Origin of the sequence: Pseudomonas sp. RIT409, from assembly GCF_003052515.2 — a bacterium.
Classification (GTDB): domain Bacteria; phylum Pseudomonadota; class Gammaproteobacteria; order Pseudomonadales; family Pseudomonadaceae; genus Aquipseudomonas.
On record NZ_QARE02000005.1, the window covers coordinates 1 to 20,479 of the forward strand.

Annotated in this window: 17 protein-coding genes and 2 pseudogenes; 12 read left to right on the forward strand and 7 right to left on the reverse strand. The window is 58.2% G+C overall.

The genetic code is table 11. The features are described from left to right. Nucleotides 1-117: 117 nt before the first annotated feature. Nucleotides 118-1,251 (reverse strand): hypothetical protein, encoded by a 1,134-nt coding sequence (locus DBP26_RS08135; RefSeq protein ID WP_146749653.1) that lies wholly within the window; start codon nt 1,249-1,251, stop codon nt 118-120. After that, nucleotides 1,248-2,324, reverse strand: coding sequence for a hypothetical protein (locus DBP26_RS26850; RefSeq protein WP_146749654.1), 1,077 nt, complete (start codon nt 2,322-2,324; stop codon nt 1,248-1,250). Before DBP26_RS26850 ends, DBP26_RS08135 begins: the two co-directional genes overlap by 4 nt. 428 nt (nt 2,325-2,752) lie before the next feature. Here DBP26_RS26850 and DBP26_RS08145 point away from each other — a divergent pair. Next, nucleotides 2,753-3,004, forward strand: a pseudogene (locus DBP26_RS08145) (phosphate-starvation-inducible PsiE family protein); the annotation flags it as partial. Between the two features lie 178 nt (nt 3,005-3,182). Here the strand turns inward: DBP26_RS08145 and DBP26_RS08150 are convergent. Then, nucleotides 3,183-3,512, reverse strand: coding sequence for a DUF3509 domain-containing protein (locus DBP26_RS08150; RefSeq protein WP_108236783.1), 330 nt, complete (start codon nt 3,510-3,512; stop codon nt 3,183-3,185). 517 nt (nt 3,513-4,029) lie between these two features. Further along, on the reverse strand, nt 4,030-4,449 hold the full coding sequence (locus DBP26_RS08155; protein WP_108236784.1) for an HPF/RaiA family ribosome-associated protein: 420 nt from the start codon (nt 4,447-4,449) through the stop codon (nt 4,030-4,032). Nucleotides 4,450-4,853: 404 nt separating this feature from the next. Here DBP26_RS08155 and DBP26_RS08160 point away from each other — a divergent pair, with 404 nt between their 5' ends. The 6 genes and pseudogenes from DBP26_RS08160 (at nt 4,854) to DBP26_RS08185 (ending at nt 11,103) form a co-directional block, all read left to right on the forward strand. Further along, complete coding sequence (locus tag DBP26_RS08160; RefSeq protein ID WP_108236785.1) at nt 4,854-5,201, forward strand: DUF3649 domain-containing protein; 348 nt, start codon at nt 4,854-4,856, stop codon at nt 5,199-5,201. Beyond that, nucleotides 5,198-6,814: a PepSY-associated TM helix domain-containing protein gene (locus DBP26_RS08165; protein ID WP_108236786.1), complete on the forward strand. Its 1,617-nt coding sequence runs from the start codon at nt 5,198-5,200 to the stop codon at nt 6,812-6,814. The genes DBP26_RS08160 and DBP26_RS08165 overlap by 4 nt, the downstream gene beginning before the upstream one ends. After that, nucleotides 6,814-7,146, forward strand: coding sequence for a DUF3325 domain-containing protein (locus DBP26_RS08170; protein WP_108236787.1), 333 nt, complete (start codon nt 6,814-6,816; stop codon nt 7,144-7,146). The genes DBP26_RS08165 and DBP26_RS08170 overlap by 1 nt, the downstream gene beginning before the upstream one ends. Nucleotides 7,147-7,153: 7 nt before the next feature. After that, nucleotides 7,154-7,725: pseudogene (locus tag DBP26_RS08175) on the forward strand (sigma-70 family RNA polymerase sigma factor); the annotation flags it as partial. After that, a complete protein-coding gene (locus tag DBP26_RS08180) occupies nt 7,714-8,709 on the forward strand; it encodes a FecR family protein (RefSeq protein ID WP_108236789.1) in 996 nt (331 codons plus the stop codon). The pseudogene DBP26_RS08175 and the gene DBP26_RS08180, both read left to right, overlap by 12 nt. A gap of 45 nt (nt 8,710-8,754) precedes the next feature. Continuing rightward, a complete protein-coding gene (locus tag DBP26_RS08185; protein ID WP_256601031.1) occupies nt 8,755-11,103 on the forward strand; it encodes a TonB-dependent receptor in 2,349 nt (782 codons plus the stop codon). A 116-nt stretch (nt 11,104-11,219) separates the two neighbouring features. On the opposite strand, the gene DBP26_RS08190 is transcribed toward DBP26_RS08185, so the two are convergent. Continuing rightward, nucleotides 11,220-12,095 carry an AraC family transcriptional regulator gene (locus tag DBP26_RS08190; RefSeq protein ID WP_108236791.1) on the reverse strand — a complete coding sequence of 292 codons (876 nt, stop codon included), beginning with the start codon at nt 12,093-12,095 and terminating at the stop codon, nt 11,220-11,222. A 171-nt stretch (nt 12,096-12,266) separates the two neighbouring features. On the opposite strand from DBP26_RS08190, the gene DBP26_RS08195 reads away from it, so the two are divergent. After that, nucleotides 12,267-13,166 (forward strand): DMT family transporter, encoded by a 900-nt coding sequence (locus DBP26_RS08195; protein ID WP_108236792.1) that lies wholly within the window; start codon nt 12,267-12,269, stop codon nt 13,164-13,166. Between the two features lie 57 nt (nt 13,167-13,223). Here the strand turns inward: DBP26_RS08195 and DBP26_RS08200 are convergent, their stop codons facing one another. After that, nucleotides 13,224-14,198 carry a D-glycerate dehydrogenase gene (locus DBP26_RS08200; RefSeq protein ID WP_108236793.1) on the reverse strand — a complete coding sequence of 325 codons (975 nt, stop codon included), beginning with the start codon at nt 14,196-14,198 and terminating at the stop codon, nt 13,224-13,226. Between the two features lie 225 nt (nt 14,199-14,423). Further along, on the reverse strand, nt 14,424-15,371 hold the full coding sequence (locus DBP26_RS08205; protein ID WP_108236794.1) for a LysR family transcriptional regulator: 948 nt from the start codon (nt 15,369-15,371) through the stop codon (nt 14,424-14,426). 181 nt (nt 15,372-15,552) lie between these two features. Between DBP26_RS08205 and DBP26_RS08210 the strand changes: the two genes are divergently transcribed. The 4 genes from DBP26_RS08210 to DBP26_RS08225 all read left to right on the forward strand — a co-directional run bounded on the left by DBP26_RS08210 (nt 15,553) and on the right by DBP26_RS08225 (nt 20,473). Further along, nucleotides 15,553-17,064 carry an efflux transporter outer membrane subunit gene (locus DBP26_RS08210; protein WP_108236795.1) on the forward strand — a complete coding sequence of 504 codons (1,512 nt, stop codon included), beginning with the start codon at nt 15,553-15,555 and terminating at the stop codon, nt 17,062-17,064. Nucleotides 17,065-17,211: 147 nt separating this feature from the next. After that, on the forward strand, nt 17,212-19,410 hold the full coding sequence (locus DBP26_RS08215; protein ID WP_108236796.1) for an FUSC family protein: 2,199 nt from the start codon (nt 17,212-17,214) through the stop codon (nt 19,408-19,410). Beyond that, the gene (locus DBP26_RS08220) at nt 19,400-19,600 is read left to right on the forward strand and encodes a DUF1656 domain-containing protein (protein ID WP_108236797.1); all 201 of its coding nucleotides are present in this window, start codon (nt 19,400-19,402) and stop codon (nt 19,598-19,600) included. Before DBP26_RS08215 ends, DBP26_RS08220 begins: the two co-directional genes overlap by 11 nt. A gap of 18 nt (nt 19,601-19,618) precedes the next feature. Next, on the forward strand, nt 19,619-20,473 hold the full coding sequence (locus tag DBP26_RS08225; protein WP_108236798.1) for an HlyD family secretion protein: 855 nt from the start codon (nt 19,619-19,621) through the stop codon (nt 20,471-20,473). Nucleotides 20,474-20,479: the final 6 nt, after the last annotated feature.

Below are 20,479 nucleotides of genomic sequence, written 5' to 3' on the forward strand. Positions count from 1 at the left end.
AAAAATTTTCCTGCCGTGATTATGTCGTAGATTCCGTGATCAGATTTCGTATTTTTATAATTACTTATCCTTTCAAATAATGTCACTTCATCAAGGTCAATTTTTAAGCTGAAAAGTTTACGCACTTTCAGCCTCCTCTTCCTTTGTCGAGGGGAGAGTTGTTAGCATGAATTTTGAAATTAAAGTTCTCGCGGTGGTTTCAATTTTTGTGTGAATGTCTCGCTCTATGGTTCCTGAGGGTGGGAACCTATTAGTGGAATACTTATCCAATGACATGTATCTGTAAAAGCCCTTTACTTTTTGTGAGAACTTACTGCAATTTTCGGCATCTTCAAATTTTATCTCGATTTCATAAATATCAGGTGTGGCTGACTCCTCACTACATGTCCATACTACGTGAGACGTGTAAAATCCTTTTTCATGTAACGAGTCTACTTCTTTTGAATTTAGTACTCCTTTCCCATTTAGTGATGCACGAAATACATGGGTGCCAGAGTCGATATCGTCATTTTCAGTTTCCAGTTCATCTGAGATTCCAGAAGGTTTATTGATTTTTTCAGGATTGAAAACTGAAACTTTTGAAACATCTTTTAATGAGTAACCTTTGATTGCTTTGATCAGCTCCTCCAAGAACTGTGACCTAAGCTTTGGATTGTCTAAGAACTCTAGCGAAATCGTCTCTATCTTTGGTGGCGTTTCTTTGTCGTTACTTAGGATTTCGATAAGATGGTTTACCCACTTTTCAGAGTCTTCATTGTACGGAGAACGAAGTGTCAGTTCCCCTTTTTCTTCGGTGATTACGATAGTGGATTCTTTGGTGACGGTCTGTTGGAGTTGGCTTTTGTTGGGATTTATATCTGTGTAGGTTATTGTTAGCCTGATTTCGTTTTGATGTTTGGCAATGGTGGCGGATGCGTCCTTTGGATAGTCTTTAGAGTTTATTATATCTTTTAATTCGTTCGCAGCCTGTAGCACTTCTCCAGAACTGGTATTGGTTATGAATCTCGAGGTCGTTTTCTCCCGTTGAGTTATTGACTGAAGATTCGAGGTGAGTTCGTCATAGTCTCTATAGCCGGTGAACATTCGCGAGTAATAGAATGAAAGATTTTTTCTGTCTGTTTTTGGTGAGATAATAATGCCGCGTTTAAAAAATATTTCTGACAAGCTTTGATTGCTGACTTTTGAACTATTTACGGCATCACAAATTGCTTTGTCATTTGGCATATAAATGCTTTGTTTTTCTATACTCACCAGTCCAATTCCTCTTTGCTGAAGAAATCACTCACGGTAGCGATGAGTTCGAACTCTATTTTTTCTATAGTTTCCGACTTACCCCATTTCTTTATGTACTCTTGGGTGGCTGTCCTAAAATAATTTTTTGCCATATCGCTTTGATCAGATGCAATCGCTCGAATTGATATCTTTTTGTTGCTATTTAAAATCTGGTAGTTGGATAGAGAGTCGAGCAAGAAAAACATATCTTTCCAGTCATCTATTCTTGCTTTGTAATAAATTTTGTACCCTGCATCGATGGCTTTGATTGGCTCTTGCTTTGCGTTAAATAAATGTTCTTCTTGATACTCAATGATCATGAAAGGAGCAGAGATCAGCTCAAGGGTCGCTGGTCTGGAACTTGGTAGATTTTTGGCTTTATGAAGGTTAAGATCAGGGTAGAAGAATTGATAGTTTTCTCTGTTGAATTCCCCTCTAGAATGGAGTTTTTCCAAATCATCTATAACAGTTTTTATATATTTTATGCTGCTTGGTTCTAGTATGTGTATTTGCTGGTCTTTCTGTAGGTCTATGTTCAGGATGTTGATATCTTGCTCGCTTTCCGTGTTAGTGCTAGACTTTTTTGCGCTTTTTTTTCCATAGAAAATATCGTAAAAAGTGCTGTCCCACCCGCCGTCGTGATTGTATACGAACAGCATGCCCCTAATTTCAAGATCTTCTTGGGTTAATGAATATCGGGTTTTCCACTCATCGCTATAACGAGCGCAGTCTATTGAATGCGCTAATGACTTTAATGCTTTCCTAATAGCAAATTGTTTTATTGTTCCAGTTGCGTAACTTTTAAGATCTGTGTTTAGGGCAATTGTTTTTTCTGTGTATGGATCAATGTAAGAATAAACTACGTCTGTAGGATGATTGTGTGCTTTCTGCTCTGAGTCGGGCTCGGTTTTAGGTGGATTATGCTTCTGGGGTTGTACGCATTCGAAATTTTGGTCTGGTGGCGGATGTGAGTTCCATTTCAACCAAGGAATAATTTCGTTTGCAACTTTACCAGCAATTGCGGCAATACCAGCTCTTTCTCCTCCAGCCATTTTATTCCCTTATTTCTGAGTTTATCTGCTATCCATGCGCGAGCTTTAAATCCATAAGTCATTTGACAATGGCACGATGGCAGGCCAAACGCCAGCATAGATCAAAAACTGTTGGTGTCAATAACCATTGTGACCGGATGCCTTGGACGCTTTCCAGCCAGCATCCAGCCCTTTGCCTGTGCGACGTGAGTCATCGAGCCGAGTTCGTAAAAACGATCCGCTCAACCGATGACGCTTGGAGCGCCAAGGATCTGCGCTAGGAAAACTCAAAGTGTCGTGACGGAGAAAAACTCTACAAGCTTGTCGATTGAGGATTGGGTGTGTCGAAGGTGAGACCCAGCTACATCATCTGCCTCTCAGTTTTGGAAAGTTAATGTGAACAAAAAAATATTGAAATTTTTTTTCAGAAAACTCCCGGCAATTTCGTCAAGACCAACCACATGCCGGTTCGCTTCCTTATCTACGTGGCGATCACTGCACTGACTCGACTGCTGATCTCCGACGTCTCGCACCACGCGCCGCCGGACCTGGGTGTCGTGTACCTCAGTGGTGCAATTCTGCTGCTGGCCTTCGCGATCCTTGTGGTGCGCTACGCATCGTCGCAATTTCCTTCGGTGAAAGTGCCGGACCCGCACAGCAACAAGAAGGGCGCGGTGATCGAGGAGAAGGGAGAGATCTGAGGGGCTTGGCGAAGCGTTCGGCCGGTTTGGCCACATAACCAATAACAACTGGCGTTCGGTTTAGAAACACTGCATTGCAAGCGGGGAGGGGGAGATCCGCGAAATGGGAGGCGAGGGTACTCGTCGCCTCCTTCAGCTTCGCATCATGCGGGAAAACTTCCGGCTCAGACGTTCGGTGTCAAATGCCCACATTCAACTGCGGACGATTGAAGGACTGCTGGTTCGCCGGGGGCGGCGTCAGTTGTTTGAGGTCGCCATCGGTCATGGCGGCCAGAATCTTGATCGCACTGTGACCCTGTTCGATGGCAATGCCGAATTGAACGCTTTCGATCAGACGGCGCAAACGCTTCGGAGAGTTGCGCTGCTCGGCGCTGATCAGGCGTTTCGCAACCACGCCTGACGCGTTGGAAAGGGTCAGCATGATGGTGCCGTCTAGGCCCTGGATACTCAGATTGACCCGGTATTCTGGGTGGAATGCATCAGTGATCTGCTGAAAAGGGTTGTCCATGGCCTGATACCTGATTATCGATCTGCATAAGTTGACTGAGGGTTAGTCCCTTTAGTTCTGGACGGTGGATGGACGGTCGTCGTCCATTTGCGTCGGGTGGTCGTCAGCGGCCCCATCGAGCCATGAAAAGCGGGGCCTGCAGAGGTGGTGGCTCGACGCTCTGATACTTGCAGGGTTCGGGCCAGTCAGCGATTTCAGCGCGCTTCAATCGCTCGTGAATCCTTTAAGCACCTGAAATGTGACTGAGTTAATCGTTTCGGATCAGTGTGCAGTGCTAGCCAACTGCCGCCTCTTCAGGGTCCGAGCACCATTAACGCGCCGGGTGCCTGCTTTGTGTGCGTGACCTGACGGGTTGGTCAATTCTCGAGGTTAGCCAGAAGGCTGTCTAATCGGCCGATTCAGGCTCGTGAGCGTCAAGCTGCCTGCCGTTTGGCTGTTGTTGAGACGTAAAAAAGGCGGGCCCGTGTTGACGGGCCCGCCTGTTCATCTTGATCGCTCTGTTATCTAGCCGAGCGACTCAGCCTTGCCGAGCCTGATCGTTTTCGAGAAATTCTTCCTGTAGCAGGGCGTCCGTTTGGTCGGTGTTACGACTGTTGGCGCCACTGATGGAGTAAACGCCGCCACGCTTGCTGCGCAACTTGCCAAACAGGTGATCCAGCGCATGATCGAGCTTCAGCGCGGCGCCGTCCACGGCCTGGTCCAGCGAATCGGCCTTGTGCGTGACGGAAATGGGTTGGTGTCCTTTCGGCCGGGCTTCCATCTGGCAGCGGATGTCATGGGGGCCAGGTTTGTCGCCGTTTTCGTCGCCGATATGGACTTCGACGCGGGTGATGTCTTCATCGTAGCGTTCGAGCGTGCTTTCAACGGTGGTTCGTACCCACTCCTCCAGTCGGATGCTGCTTTCGATGTGGTTATCGCTGTTGACCTGGATTTGCATAGTTCTTCCCTTACTTTGGCTTGCTCGGGAGAGTCTCGACGAAGATGGATTTTCGTCTGCCCTCAGGCACAGTGTTGGCGCCGAACGGATAACAATTCAACCCCCAAAACAGAGAAATATTTCCTTGCAGAATTGATTTTTCAAGTCACTTAAAGAGGAGATACAGCGCTTTTCGACGCCGTAAGACATGCGTTTGGATAATATCCCCTCACGTCTGCCGAGACTGTGCGAAGTAGATTGCCAATCTTTTTGCATATGAGAATATTTATCATTAATATTGCGTTCTTTTATGCTTCTGCCGTTGTTCGGCCTTCGCATTGACCTTGCTCGGGACCCCTTCCTCTGATGACGATTCGCTCGTACTGCCGCGAAATCTCTGACGCCGTGATGAGGGTCTTTTCCTGATGCGAGTCTCGTCGTCAAGCCCTTGCGCCCTGAAACGGCGCCCAATACCTGCCCGCACGCGCGCGGGAGTAAGCGTCGGCATCCGGTTGGCCGTTGCATCCCGTGTAGTGGCGGCGCTGATCGGCGGCTACCTGCTGGCCGCCTTGGCCAGTGTCTGCATGGCGCAGTTCCTGCCGTTGCCTCGGGCTGAAGCGGCGGTGCTGTCGATGACGTTGTCGTTTCTCGTGTACTTGCCAGCTGTGCTGTGGTGCTTCGCCTGCCGTACCGCGTGGCGCGCTTGGTATGGCCTGATAATGCTCAACGCGTTCCTCGGCACGGTATACGCCAGTGCGAGGTGGCTGCTGTGAAAGATGGGTTTCGCCAGGCAATGGCCTGGTTGCATACCTGGGTTGGGCTGGTATTCGGCTGGCTGCTGTTTGCGATCTTCCTGACGGGCACGCTTTCGTATTTCAAGAACGAAATCACCCGATGGACACAACCGGAAATCGTGCCTCATGCGGTCACGACGGTGGACAGCATTCGCTTGGCGCAGGGTTGGCTGCAGCAAAACGCTTCCGACGCCAAACGCTGGTTCATTCGGCTGCCGGACGAGCGCACCCCCGAATTGGGCGTGAGTTGGGCGAAGGCAAAGGGCGGTTTCGAGGAAAAACCGCTGGACTCGCTGACCGGTACTCCAGTCCTGGCCCGGGACAGCAAGGGAGGCGAGTTCTTCTACCGTTTCCACTTCCAGTTGCAGATGCCTCACCCTTGGGGGCGCTGGCTGGCGTCGCTGGCCGCGATGGCCATGTTCGTCGCGCTGATCAGCGGCATCATTACCCATAAGAAAATCTTCAAGGAGTTCTTCACTTTCCGTCCACGCAAAGGGCAGCGCACTTGGCTCGATGGTCACAATGCAGTCGCGGTGCTGGTGCTGCCTTTCCACCTGATGATCACCTACAGCAGCCTGGTGATTTTCATGACCATGATCATGCCCGCCAGCATTCTCACCACCTACGGTAAAGATACGCAGGGCTTTTTCGACGACCTGTTCCCCGCATTCAAAACGGCTCCCCCCGCGCCCGAACGTGCGCCGCTGGCACCGATCGCGCCAATGCTCGCTGTCGCGGCGGACAAATGGCCGGGCAGTCGGGTCGGGCTGATAACGGTCAACAACCCCGGCAGCGCAAATGCTTCGGTGACGTTGACGCGCCATGGCGCCGATCACATCGCCAACGAACCCGGCACCGCGTTGGTGTTCGATGGGGTCAGCGGTGACTTGAAGAATCAAACCACCATGAGCTCGGCATCGCTGGTGCTGGCGGGTGGGCTTTATGGGTTGCACATGGGGCATTTCGCCGGCCCGCTCCTGCGCTGGCTGTACTTCCTGGCGGGTATCGGCGGTACCGCAATGATCGGCACCGGTTTGGTGATCTGGCTGGGCAAACGCAAGCTCAAGCACGCCAAAGCCGGCGTCATGCCTTTCGAGCTGCGGCTGGTGGAAGCATTGAATGTGTCCGGGATGGCGGGGTTGATGCTGGCGGTGGTCAGTTTTTTCTGGGCCAACCGACTGTTGCCGACCGGTTTCGCCGCGCGAAGCGATTGGGAAGTGAAAGTGTTTTTCTACGTATGGGCCGTGGCCTTGCTGCATGGCTTCGTCCGTGTGTTCCTGCGTGACGGCCGTACCGCGTGGCGAGAGCAGTTGACGCTCGGGGCATTGCTGTACTGCACGCTGCCGGTGTTGGACGTGCTAACGGCGGGCGATTATCTGCTGGCCTCGTTGAAACAGGGAGACATGACCCAGGCAGCGTTGGATGCGACGGCGGCGGCGACGGGGGTGTTTCTGGCCTGGGGAGCGTTCAGGTTCCGGCGGGATAGCAGCGCCGCATTGGAGGGTAGGTTCACCTCCCAAGACGTGAGGCGGGCCCCTGGCTTGCGTCATCAGCCGGACGGCGCCTCCGCCAACGTTCGCGAGGTCAACTGATGGTGCTGGCGACGTTGCTTTGTTACCTCGGCTTCACGGCACTGTGCTTGTCGATGAGCCGTCACTACGAGGCGCTCATCGGCGGCTCATTGTCGGTCGCGCGGAGTCGGTGGCTCAAATTAATGGGCTGGGGCACGTTGCTTGCTTCGCTCTGGGCGGCCGTTTGGGCCCTGAGCTTGGGGCAAGCGTTGGTGCAATGGTCTGCCGCGTTGATGGCCAGCGCAGTGGTGCTGGTTTTTGCGATGTCCTATTGGCCAAGGCTGGCCTTGTCGATGGCAGGAATCGGCGCGCTGCTCGCGCCGGTCGCTGCCTGCCTTCAACATTCGGCCTGAGCCCAAGATGATCGACCTCGTCCCTCCGACCTCGGCGCCTGCTGACGCCGACCCCGATGCCCCTAAAGCGGCTCGGGCGCATTTTCTCCAAGTCTTCCTCTCTCAACGCTCGCAGATGGAAGCGCTGGTCAGTCGACGCGTCGGTTGCCGGGCAACGGCGGCGGACCTGGTGCAGGACCTTTTCGTGAGGTTCTGGCGGCGACCTTTGGTTCAGGTCGAGGAACTCAACACGTACCTGCTGCGCTGCGCGGGTAATATCGCCATTGATCATTTGCGCACCGAGGGCACGCGGGCCCGTATCAATGAAGAGCTGCTGCCCGACGAGCAGGACCTGCGTACCGATGAGCCACAAGCCGCCGTCGAAGCGAGCAACGATTTGCGCCATATCGAAGCCGCGCTCCGCGAGTTGCCCGACAAGACCCGCCGTATCTTTCTGCTCAACCGCATCCACGGACGCAAATATGGCGAAATCGCCAAGGCCATGGGGCTCTCACAAAGCGCGGTGGAAAAACATATGATGCGCGCCCTGCAAGTCTGCAAGGCGAGCCTGGATCAGGACGCTCGCCGATGAAAGCGCCTCTGGATTCCGCTCTGATGATTTCGCCCGAACAACATGCCGCTGCCTTGCAGTGGCTCGCCCTGCTTCACGAGCAGCCAAGTGCTGCGGATCAGGCGCGTTTCAGCCGCTGGTTGCGCGCCGATCCCGCTCACGCCGAGGCTTACGCGCAGGCCCAGGTGATCTGGGAGCTGAGTGAAGAGCCTGCTGCCAAGCTCGCCGCGGAGGACTCGGCAGCCTTGGACGCGTTGCTCAGCAAGATGGATGCGCCGTCCAGGCGTCTATGGCCACATTGGACCGCCGCACTGGCGATGGCCGCGTCGGTGGTGATGGCGGTCGGCATAGGCTTGGGCTGGCAGCCGCAGCGCTGGATCGACGATATGGGCGCCGATTACGTTACGGGGCCGGGGCTCGTGCGCACTGTAACGCTGGCCGACGACTCACAGGTCACGCTCGACGCGGACAGCGCCATTGCGGTGGATTTCGCCAGGGGCGAGCGGCATGTGCGCTTGCGTCGAGGTGCGGCTTTCTTTCAGGTCACTCACAGAGGCCAGCCTTTCGTGGTGGACGCAAAGAAGGGTGAAACACGGGTGCTGGGAACACAGTTCGAAGTGCGCCTGCAGCCCGACGGGGCGCGGGTCACGGTGCTGTCCGGGCGCGTGGGGGTGAAGGCGGGCGCCGACTTGCCGCAACAGACACTCACGGCGGGCCAGCGCGTCACCTATGACGCGATCCACACGGCGCCTCCTCAGCCTGTCGACAGCGAAAGCCAGTTGGCCTGGCGTCAAGGGTGGCTGAATTACTACCGCACACCGTTGGCGGAAGTCATTGACGACCTGGGCCGCTACTACCCAGGGCGGATCGTGGTGCTCAACGATCGGCTGGCTGCGAAGACAGTCAGTGGCAGTTTCCCGAGCAAAGACCCGGCGGCGGTGCTGGCAGCACTCAAATCGGTCGTTGGGTTCGAGCAGTACGAAGCGTTGGGGCGGGTGATTGTGATTCGTTGAGCGGATCATGCAGAGGTGTGTTTGCACGTGAAAGTCTGGCTCGGCTTGTCCTTGGTCACCGTGTGGAGCGCTTGCGTTCAGGCGGACGAGCCTGCGTATGCGTTTTCACTGTCCGCCAAACCGCTGCCCCATGCGCTAAGCGAATTCAGCCGTGTCACCGGGCAGAGCGTCATCTACACGCAGGACGCTCCGTATGGCGTCGAGGCTGCGGCCCTCAAAGGATCATTCACTGCCGAACAGGCATTGGGCCGATTGCTGAGGGGATCGGGGCTGCGGTTTCGTCGTGCGACGCACGATACGTTCACGCTGGAACCTGCACCGAGCGACGGCGCCATTGCCTTGGACCTGACGCAAATCGACGCGACGCGCGACCGCACAAAGACCTGGCAGCCTCCGGCCAGTGCCTCCGTCATGCGGACCTCCACCCCTTCGCTGGAAAATCCGCAGTTCGTCAGTACGGTACCTGCTCAGGTGCTGCAAGACCTGGCCCCTCGTAACCTCGACGACGCTTTGAAAAACGTCAGCGGCGTGACTCAGGGCAACACGCTGGGCAGTACCCAGGACACGCTGATCAAGCGCGGCTTTGGCGAAAACCGTGACGGTTCGATCATGCGCGACGGGATGCCGGTGGTTCAGGGCCGCAGCCTCAATGCCACGGCAGAGCGCGTGGAAGTCCTGAAAGGCCCTGCCTCGCTGCTGTACGGCATTCAAGATCCGGGCGGGGTGATCAACGTGGTCAGCAAACGGCCCGAATCGCAGCCCAGCCATGCGCTGACGGCCCGAGGCTCGAGTTACGGCTCGGAGAAAAACGGCAGCGGCGCCACGTTCGACAGCACGGGGCCGGTGGGCGATTCGGCGCTCGCGTATCGTTTGATCGTTGACCACGAGGACGAAGATTACTGGCGCAATTTCGGCGTTCATCGCGAGTCCCTGGTGGCGCCATCGCTGGCTTGGTATGGCGAGGCCACGCAAATGATCGCTCGTTATGAGCATCGTGAGTTCTTGACGCCATTCGACCGAGGGACCGCTATCGACCCCGTCACCCATCATCCGCTGGACATTCCAGCCACTCGCAGGCTGGACGAGCCGTTCAATAGCATGGAGGGGCGCTCGGACCTGTATCACTTGGAAATCGATCACCAGTTCGACGAGAACTGGAAGGGTCATCTGGGCTACAGCTACAACCGGGAAACCTACGACGCCAGCCAGGTGCGGGTCACCGCCGTGAACCCGGCCAGCGGCACCTTGAGTCGCTCGATGGATGGTACCGGGGACGCCTTGAGCACGGACCGTTTCACCACGCTGAGCCTCGATGGCAGCGTCGATATCGCTGGAATGCGCCATGATCTGCTGGTGGGATTCGATGACGAGTACCGCAAGTTCTACCGTGGTGAGTTGATTCGGCAAAGGAGCCTGAGCACCTTCAGTTACCTGAACCCAATGTATGGCCGAGAGGTCGAGGGTACGCATGTCAGCGCCCCCGACAGCAATCAGTTGGATGTTCTGCGCAGTGACGCGTTATTTCTCCAGGATTCGCTGCACCTGAACGATAAGTGGGTATTCGTCGCGGGTGCGCGCTATCAACGCTTCGATCAGCAGGCCGGCAAGGGCATTCCGTTCACCCGGAACACCGACCTGAACGGCGAAAAATGGATTCCCCGCGCGGGGCTGGTCTATCGATACGACGACGAGGTGTCGTTGTATGGCAGTTACACCGAGGCGTTCAAACCCAACGCCAGCATCGCGGCGCTGACGGGCGGCACCGTGCTCGATTCAGGCACCTTGCCCGAACAGTCCAGGGCCTGGGAGCTGGGCTCGAAATGGGATTTGCAGAGCGGGGTCAGCGGCACGCTGGCGCTGTTTGATATCAGGAAACGCAACGTACTGGTGGCCAATTTCGACGCGCCAAGCGCCAGCACGGTCTACAGCACGGCCGGCGAGGTGCGTTCACGGGGTGTCGAACTGGAGCTTAGTGGGCAGTTATCCGAGCGTTGGAGCCTGATCGGTGGCTACGCTTTCACGGATGCCTGGGTGACGAAAGACCCGACATTGGAGGGTCACCGTTTGCAGAACGTGCCCAGGCACAGCGGCTCGCTGTCGGCAGCGTACGACGCGGGTGCGATGCTGGGCGGTGATCGACTGAGAGTCGGCGCCGGCGCCACTTACGTAGGCGATCGAGCGGGCAATCCCGCGAACGATTTCACCTTGCCGGGTTATACCATCGCCGACGCCTTCGCGACCTACGAAACGAAGCTGGACGGGCAAACGCTCACGTTTCAACTCAACGTGAAGAATCTGTTCGACCGAACGTACTACAGCTCGGCAGTAAGCCAGTATTTCGTTTCCCTCGGGGACGCGCGGCAAGTGGTTCTGGCGACCACGCTGGCTTTTTGAGAGGCTTCTGAGCGCTGCGCCTGAGCTTGCCTGTCGGGCTGTCTGACGCACCGCGTGGCCAGGTTTTTCTAGGTGCGGAGGTCGAACACCGGCACGAACCCGCTCGGAATGCGGCCTCAGGATTGAAACGCCAGCCGATAGGCCCCCGGCGTTGCGCCCATCGCCTGCCTGAACGTGTTGCTGAAATGGCTGGCACTGGCGAATCCACAGGCCAGCGCAATGTCACCAAAGGGCTGGCGCGTGTTGCGAAGTTGTTCGCGGGCCCGGTTGATGCGGCGGGCGAGCAGGTAGCGGTGTGGCGGCAAACCGAAGCTTTCACGGAACATCCGCGCGAAGTGGTATTCGGACAGCGCGCACAGGTTCGCCAGTTGCCCGAGACTCAGGGGTTCGGCGAGGTTCAGCTCGATGAACTCCACCAGCTGACGACGCAGGTGCGGCGCCAGGCCACCCTTGAGCTTCAGGCCTTCGCGCAGTCCCATCTGGTTGAGCACCATGTGATCGAGCAGGTCATGCGCCAAGCTGCTGGTCTGCAGACGGTCACCCGGTTCGCTCCAGTTCATGCGGATTAAACGATGAAAGCGCTCCGCCTGCGCCTGATCATCGAGGAAGGTGGCTTCGCGCAGCATCATTTCCCGAGGCTCGCGGTCCAGCAACGTGACGCAACGGTGCGCGAAGTCCTCAGGGCTGATGTAAAGGTGAGCCAGCCGGATATCGCCATTGACCACCCATGACGACTGGTGCCCGGCAGGCAATACGCACAGCTTGCCCGGTGCGCCTTTGCGGTCGGGCTGATCTCGGCGGTAAGTCCCTGTGCCACCGTCGATGTAGCAGGACAGGGTATGGTGGCTGGGGGCGTGATAGTCCTGGGCATCGTGGCGGTTGTTCCACAGTGCAGCCACGACGCCATCTCCCAACGAGGCACTTTGCTCCAAGCGCGCATGGGGCGAGCGGTTCAGCGACTGGAATACCTGAATGTGGTCGAGTGGGGGCATGGGGCTGCTCGTGGAACCTTGACTGCCGAGACGTGAACGCCATCGGTTGCGGTGTTTGCATCCTACTCCCTGAGAGGCTCGCTGGCAGCGGGGGAGCACGCAAATGCGCAAGTTTTTGCAAGTGGCGCCGACAGGCGTCGAGCAGACTGGTGGCTCATCGAGGAGCCTGTCATGAACATTTCGTTGTACCTGCTGACCGTCCTGATCTGGGGCACCACCTGGATAGCCCTGAAGCTGCAATTGGGCGAGGTGGCGATTCCGGTGTCGATCGTTTACCGCTTTGCCCTCTCGGCGCTGATTCTGTTCACGCTGCTGTTGGCCAGCGGCAAGTTGCAACGGCTCGGGCGCCGGGGGCAGTTCATTTGCCTGGCGCAGGGGCTTTGCCTGTTCTGCGTCAATTTCATGTGCTTCTACACGGCGAGCCGCTGGATTCCCAGCGGGTTGGTGGCGGTGGTGTTTTCTACCGCCACCTTATGGAATGCGCTCAACGCGCGGGTGTTCTTCAAACAGCAAATCGCTCGCAATGTGCTGGCCGGTGGCGCATTGGGCTTGCTCGGCCTGGGGTGTCTGTTCTGGCCTGAGCTTTCGGGGCACAGCGCCAGTCGCGAAACGCTCATCGGGCTCGGTCTGGCCCTGCTTGGCACGCTGTGCTTCTCGGCGGGCAACATGCTGTCGAGCCTGCAGCAAAAGGCCGGCCTGCGGCCGCTGACCACCAACGCGTACGGCATGTTGTACGGCGCGGCAATGCTGTGTGGGTACTGCCTGATCAGCGGAACACCGTTCGCGTTCGAATGGAATGCCCGCTACATCGGCTCGCTGTTGTACTTGGTGATTCCGGGTTCGGTGATCGGCTTCACGGCGTATCTGACGCTGGTGGGTCGTATGGGCCCGGAACGCGCCGCGTACTGCACCGTGCTGTTCCCCGTGGTAGCGCTCAACGTCTCGGCGTTCGCCGAAGGCTATCAGTGGACCTTGCCCGCCTTGATGGGGCTGGCATTGGTCATGGTGGGTAATGTTCTGGTGTTCAGGAAACCGAAAGCGGTATTGCCGGCAGCGGCCAAGTTGGCCTGAGGTCGGTGCTCTGAGGTGTGTTCCCACGCTGGGCGTGGGAACGGTCCACAGGAAGGCTCAGCCCTTCCAGGCCTGGGGGTTTACCAAGTCCCGCGGTTTCTCACCCAACAATGCGGCGCGCAGGTTGCTGTAGGCTCGGTCTGCCATGGCCTGACGGGTTTCATGGGTCGCCGAGCCAATGTGTGGCAAGGTCACGGCATTGCTCAACTGGAACAGCGGCGAGTCGGACAATGGCTCCTTTTCATACACATCCAGCCCAGCACCGCGCAGCGTGCCGTTTTGCAACGCTTCGATCAGGGCCTGTTCGTCGACGATCGGACCGCGTGCGATGTTCACCAGGATTGCGCTTTTTTTCATCAACGCCAGTTCACGCGTGCTGATCAAGTGTCGAGTCTTTTCGCTCAGCGGTACGACCAGGCACACGAAATCGGATTCGGCCAGCAGTTGATCCAGCGTGCGGAATTGCGCACCCAATGCTTGCTCCACCGCCGGCTTGCGCGAGTTGCCGCTGTACAGGATCGGCATGTCGAACCCCAGTCGCCCGCGACGTGCGACTGCCGCACCGATGTTGCCCATACCCACAATGCCGAGTGTCTTCCCGTAGACATCGGTGCCGAACTGCGGCGCCTCGATGCTTCGCGTCCATTTCCCGGCCTTGGTGTAGGCGTCCAACTCGGCCACGCGGCGCGCAGTGCTCATGATCAGCGAGAAACCCAGGTCCGCGGTGCTTTCCGTTAGCACGTCCGGCGTGTTGGTCAACAGGATGCCGCGTTCGCTGAGGTAATCGACATCGTAATTGTCGTAACCCACGGAAATGCTCGACACCACCTGCAGTTGCGCGGCGTTCTCCAACTGCTCGCGGCCCAGCTTGCGGCCCGCGCCAATCATGCCGTGCACGTGGGGCAGGGCATCGTTGAACTGTGCGTTCAAGTCGCCTTTTTTAGGGTCGGGAATGATCACGTTGAAGTCTTGCTGCAGGCGCTCGGCCATTTCCGGGGACACGCGACTGAAGGCAAGGACGGTCTTTTTCATCGGATAGCTTCTCTCGGCAGTTCAGAAGGACGATGCGTAGCACGCTAACATTCTTGTTGGAGGTTGGGCAGGGGGAGCCGCGCAACGGCTTTTGCAGGAGCGCGCTTGCCTTGGGCGGCAATCCGACGATTGCGGTGGGCCACAGCAGGTAGTAGGACTGGCACTCCGCAATCGTCGGAACGCCGCCCAGAGCACGCGCGGTCCGGCAATGGATATCGTTCGCCGTTACACCAACTCTGGCAGGACGTGGGTCTGCAAATCCGCCTCATGGGCCGCCATGATTTCCGGCAGCGAGCCGCGCAGGTATTCCACCCAGGTCTTGATCTTCGCATCCAGATACTGGCGCGACGGGTAAATGGCATACAGGTTCAGCTCGTTCGAGCGGTATTGCGGCAATACACGGCTCAGCGAGCCGTTACGCAAACCTTCGATGGCCGAATAGATCGGCAGGATGCCCACGCCCATGCCGCTGCTGATGGCAGCCTTCATCGCGTCGGCCGAGTTGACCTGAAAGGGCGAACTGCCGATGGTCACGGTTTCCTGGCCCTCGGGTCCGTCGAATGCCCACTTTTCCAGCGGAAAGGCCGGGCTGACCAGCCGCAGACACGCATGGTTAAGCAGATCCGTCGGCTTCTGCGGCAGCCCGAAGGCTTTGATGTAGGCCGGCGAAGCGCAAAAGATGCTGTAGGTGATGCCCAGCCGCTGCGAAACGAAGCCTGAGTCCGGCAGTTCGCTGGCCAGCACGATGGACACGTCAAACCCTTCTTCGAGCAGGTCCGGCACGCGGTTGGTCATCGTGAGGTCGAACGACACGTCGGGGTGGTTTCGTCGGTAGCGAGCGATGGCATCGATGACGTAATGCTGGCCGACGCCCGTCATGGTATGGACTTTCAATTGCCCGGCAGGGCGTGCATGCGCATCGCTGGCTTCTGCTTCCGCTTCTTCGACGTAAGCAAGGATCTGCTCGCAGCGCAGGAGGTAGCGCTTGCCGGCTTCTGTCAGGGCGATGCGGCGAGTGGTGCGGTTCAGGAGGCGGGTTTGCAGATGCGCTTCGAGATTGGAAACAGCGCGGGAAACGTTGGCGGTTGTGGTGTCCAGTTGAGCGGCCGCAGCGGTGAAACTGCCCGCTTGGGCCACGCAACTGAAAGCGCGCATGTTTTGCAGAGTGTCCATGGGCCGTTCTCTGGTGAGATAGCAAATTGTGACATGAAGTTACTGATCTATGTCAGCCATACCAAAGGATTATCTTCCTTTCAGTAACAAAGATTCGCAGAACGCCCGGCTTATCGGCGAAACAGACGCGTCCTAGAATCGCCGCTCGCTTCCACATCTCTCATTTCGGGTAATTGCAGCTGTGCCGCGTCGCATCGTCAGGGGCCTCATGCCCCTCAGTGTCTGGGCTTTAACGTTACTCATCAGCGGCTGCATTGGAACCGGCGGAATTGCCCCTCAGAGCACCACGTTATCGCCAGACAGTCTGGCGACCGACGAGGCCATCAAGGAAGCCGACAAGGATGCCCATTGGCCGGACGGCCAGTGGTGGCGGGCCTATGGCGATGATCAACTCAACCATTGGATCGAGCTGGCGGCGCTGGGCAGTCCCAGCCTGGCGATTGCCGCCGCCCGTGTTCGGCAGGCCAAAGCCATGGCCGGCGTCGCCGAGTCGGCCGAGTCGTTGCACGCTACCGCGGACAGCACTCTCAAACGTCACAACTGGCCCACCGACCCGTTCTACGGCCCCGGCGACCTGTCGAACACCAGTACGTGGGATAACAACGCGTCCATCGGCCTGAGCTATTCCCTGGACCTGTGGGGCAAGAAAAGCAACAGCACCGAGCAGGCGCTGGACATGGCCCATATGAGCGCAGCGCAAGCGCGGCAGGCGCAATTGGAACTGCAGGACAACATCGTCCGCGCCTATATTCAGCTGTCGCTGAACTACGCCCAGCGTGACATCGCCGAGGCGACCCTTGCCCAGCAAGAGCAGATCCTCGAACTGGCTCAGCGTCGGTTGAAGGGGGGGATTGGCACTCACTTCGAGGTGAGTCAGGCACAGGCGCCGCTGCCGGAGACCCACCGCCAGATCGACGCGCTGGATGAAGCCATTGCCCTGAGTCGCAATCAGATCGCAGCCCTGGCTGGAAAGGGGCCGGGCGACGGTGCCAGCCTCAAGCGTCCGACCTTGTCGCTAGGGACCGCACTCAAACTGCCGTCCTCGTTGCCTGCGCAACTGCTGGGCCAGCGCCCTGATGTCGTGGCCAGCCGCTGGCGCGTGGCGGCCCAGGCTCGGGGCATCGACGTCGCCCATGCCGGTTTCTACCCCAACGTCGACTTGATGGGCAGCCTCGGTTACATGGCCACCGGTGGCGGGATGCTGGAGTTTCTCACCGGTAAGAAATTCAACTACAGCGTGGGCCCCGCCATCACGTTGCCCATCTTCGATGGCGGGCGTCTGCGGTCGGAACTGGGTGTGGCATCGGCGGGGTACGACGCTGCGGTCGGGCAGTACAACCAAACCTTGATCAATGCGCTCAAGAACATTTCCGATCAGTTGATTCGCCGCGAGTCGATGAGCAAACAGCAAGTCTTCGCCGATCAATCGGTGGCGGCTGCGCAGAAGACTTACGACATCGCAAGGGTCGCCTATCAACGCGGCCTGACCGATTACCTCAATGTGCTCAACGCGCAAACGTTGCTGTTTCATCAGGAGCAGGTTCAGCAGCAGGTACAGGCCGCTCGCCTGACCGTTCACGCCGAATTGGTGGTGGCGCTGGGTGGGGGATTGATGGCAGGGAACGATTCGCCAGCGGCTGAAAAAACCGTCGCGCCGAAAACGCCGGTTTCGCTGAGCGTGCTGGGACAGTGATCAGATGAATGTTCCGCCAGACAAACAGGCCACTTCGTCGGATGTGCCGCCCAGGCCCGGCGCGCGCCTCCAAGGGATCGCATTCCAACGTAGGAGCGCGCTTGTCCGCGATATCGTCCTATCGGGCGATACAGGGCCTGAGTTGAAATGACCACCGTCCTGCACTGGCTCAAATCCCTGGAATTGCGTCGCGAACTCAACGGCTGGGCGCGCAGTGACGGGGTAACCTGGGTGTATATCTTCAAGGTGCTGATCGCCGCCTTCCTCACGTACTGGATCGCGATGCGCCTCGAACTGCCGCAGCCACGCACGGCCATGATCACGGTGTTCATCGTGATGCAGCCGCAGAGCGGGCACGTGTTCGCCAAGAGTTTCTATCGCCTGCTCGGCACGGTGGCGGGGTCCGTGGCGATGGTGATCATGATGGCGCTCTTCCCCCAGGACAGTGCGCCGTTTCTGACCCTGATGGCGCTATGGGTAGGCTTTTGTTGCGCAGGGGCTGCGCGTTATCGCAACTTTCGCGCCTACGGGTTCGTCCTGGCGGGCTACACCGCGGCCTTCACCGGGCTTCCGGCGCTCGCGCACCCGGAAACGTCGTTCATGGCAGCGGTCTGGCGGTTGCTGGAAATCTCACTGGGCATCGTCTGTTCGACATTGATCAGCGCGGCGATCCTGCCGCAGAGTTCCGGCGTTGCCATGCGCAACACGGTGTATCAGCGATTTGGCGTATTCGCCCGATTCGTGATCGATGGACTGCGCGGGCAGAGTGATCCCGAGGCGTTCGAGGCCAGCAACGTGCGTTTCATCGCCGATGCCGTTGGCCTCGAGGGGCAGCGTGCGGTGACCGTTTTCGAAGACCCACACATGCGCCGCCGCAACGGTCGTCTGAACCGATTGAACAGCGAGTTCATGACCATCACCACGCGCTTCAACGCCCTGCACCAGCTGCTCGAACGTTTGCGCCGCCGTGGCCTGACGCCGGCTGTCCAGGCCATCGAGCCGGGGCTCGACGCGCTGGGCGGATTGCTCGAGCCCTTTGCCGGACGCGCCCTGACCGATGCGGACGCTGCGCTGCTGGCCACGCGTTTGAGCGCCTTCAAATCCGAGATGCCCGACCACGTCCGCAGCCTGCGTGCCGAATTCGTCAAGACGGACCCCAGCGACGACGACTTGCTGGACTTCCACACGGCGTACGAGCTGCTCTATCGCTTCGTCGATGACATGCACGACTACGCGCAGACCCACGCTTCGCTGGCCGACCATCGTCACGCGCGCGAGAAGTGGGTCGAGCCATTCGTATCGACCACTAACTGGACCCTGTCGCTGGCGTCCGGTCTGCGGGCGCTGGTGATCATGGCCGTGCTGTCGTGGTACTGGGTCGCGACCGCCTGGCCAAGCGGGGCGATGATGACGTTGGTGTCGGCGGCCACGGTCGCGCTGTCGGCCACCACGCCCAATCCCCGCCGCATGTCCTTCCAAATGGCGTGCGGGACCTTCATCGGGGCGCTCCTCGGGTTTTTCATCACGTTCTTCGTGCTGCCGCGGATCGACGGTTTTGCGCTGCTGTGCATGGTGTTGGCCCCGGTGTTCGCGGTGGGGGCGTTTCTCACCACGCGGCCGCAGTGGGCGGGGTATGGGCTGGGCTTGCTGATCTTCTTCAGCATCGGTTCGGCGCCGGACAACCTCACGGTGTACAACCCTTATGCGTTCATCAACGACTACATCGGCATGGTCATCGGCATGCTGTTATGCGCCGCGGCGGGGGCGATCATCTTGCCGCCCAACAGTCGCTGGTTCTGGCGGCGACTGGAAAGCGATCTGCGCCAGCAGGTGAGTTTCGCCATCAGCGCCCCTTTGCGCGGCATCCGCTCCAGTTTCGAAAGCCGTACCCGGGACCTCATGCACCAAGCGTACGGCTTGGCAGCGGGCCAGCCGCTGGTGCAGCGCAATTTGTTGCGCTGGATGTTCGTGGTGTTGGAAATCGGCCACGCAATCATCGAACTGCGTCGCGAGCAGGACGCGCTTCCCGTGCATCCGAGCTACGCCCCATCACAGCCCTGGCAACAAGCGGTTCGTGCCATGGGGCGGGCGTTGGTGCGGCTGTTCATCCAACCCGATCACCACAATCTGGCGCGTTGCCTGTATGCGGTGGACCACGCGATCAACTGTGTGCAGAACACCGACGAGCCGTTCGCCCCGCATTTCGACACATCGGCGCTGCGTCGGGTGAAGAGCTACCTGCATTTCATCCGGACCTGCCTGCTCGACCCGCAATCACCGCTGGCCGCCTTTGCGCCCGCCCAAGCTGACGCGCAATTGGCGCAAGGACTTTCGCATGCCTCGTGAAATCGCCTTTCACGGCGTTTACATGCCGACCGTGACCCTGATGTTTCTGGTTGCGATGGTGTTGTCTTGGGCGCTGGATCGCTTGATGTCCGGCCTCGATCTGTACCGATTCTTCTGGCATCCGGCGTTACTGCGTCTGGGGCTGTTCAGCTGCATGTTCGGCGCAATGGCGCTGACCGTTTACCGTTAAGGCACATGTGAATTCGAGATGAAAAAACTCATCAGTCTGATCGCGACATTATTGATCCTGGCACTGGCCATCTGGATAGGCCGCCTGCTGTGGATTCACTACATGGACACCCCGTGGACCCGCGACGGTCGTGTCCGGGCCGACGTGATCAATGTCGCCGCCGACGTCAGCGGTGTGGTCATCGACGTGCCTGTCAAGGACAACCAACCCGTGAAGAAAGGCGACCTGCTGATGCAGATCGACCCCGATCACTACCAGTTGGCGGTCAAGCAGGCTGAGGCCGTGGTGGCGTCGCGCAAGGCGACCTGGGAGATGCGCAAGGTCAATGCCGCCCGCCGCAAGGACATGGATGCGCTGGTGATCTCGGCTGAAAACCGCGAAGACGCCTCCAATGTCGCTAACTCGGCCCAGGCCGACTACCAACTCGCGATCGCCCAACTGGAGGCCGCGCAACTGAACCTGCAGCGCACTCGCGTGCTGGCGGCGGTCGATGGCTACGTTACCAACCTCAACGTCCATCGCGGCGACTACGCGCGTATCGGTGAGGCGAAAATGGCCGTCGTCGACAAAAACTCGTTTTGGGTGTACGGCTTTTTCGAAGAAACCAAGCTGCCTCATCTCACCGTCGGCGATCCGACCGACATGCAGTTGATGAGTGGCGAAGTGATGAAGGGGCATGTGGAAAGCATTGCGCGGGCCATTTATGACCGGGACAACCCGGAAAGCCGCGAGCTGATTGCCGACGTCAACCCCACCTTCAACTGGGTACGCCTGGCCCAGCGCGTGCCGGTACGCATTCATCTGGACAGCGTACCGGCAGGCGTGGTCCTGGCGGCGGGGATGACTTGTACGGTGATCGTGAATCCTCAGTGAGGGACG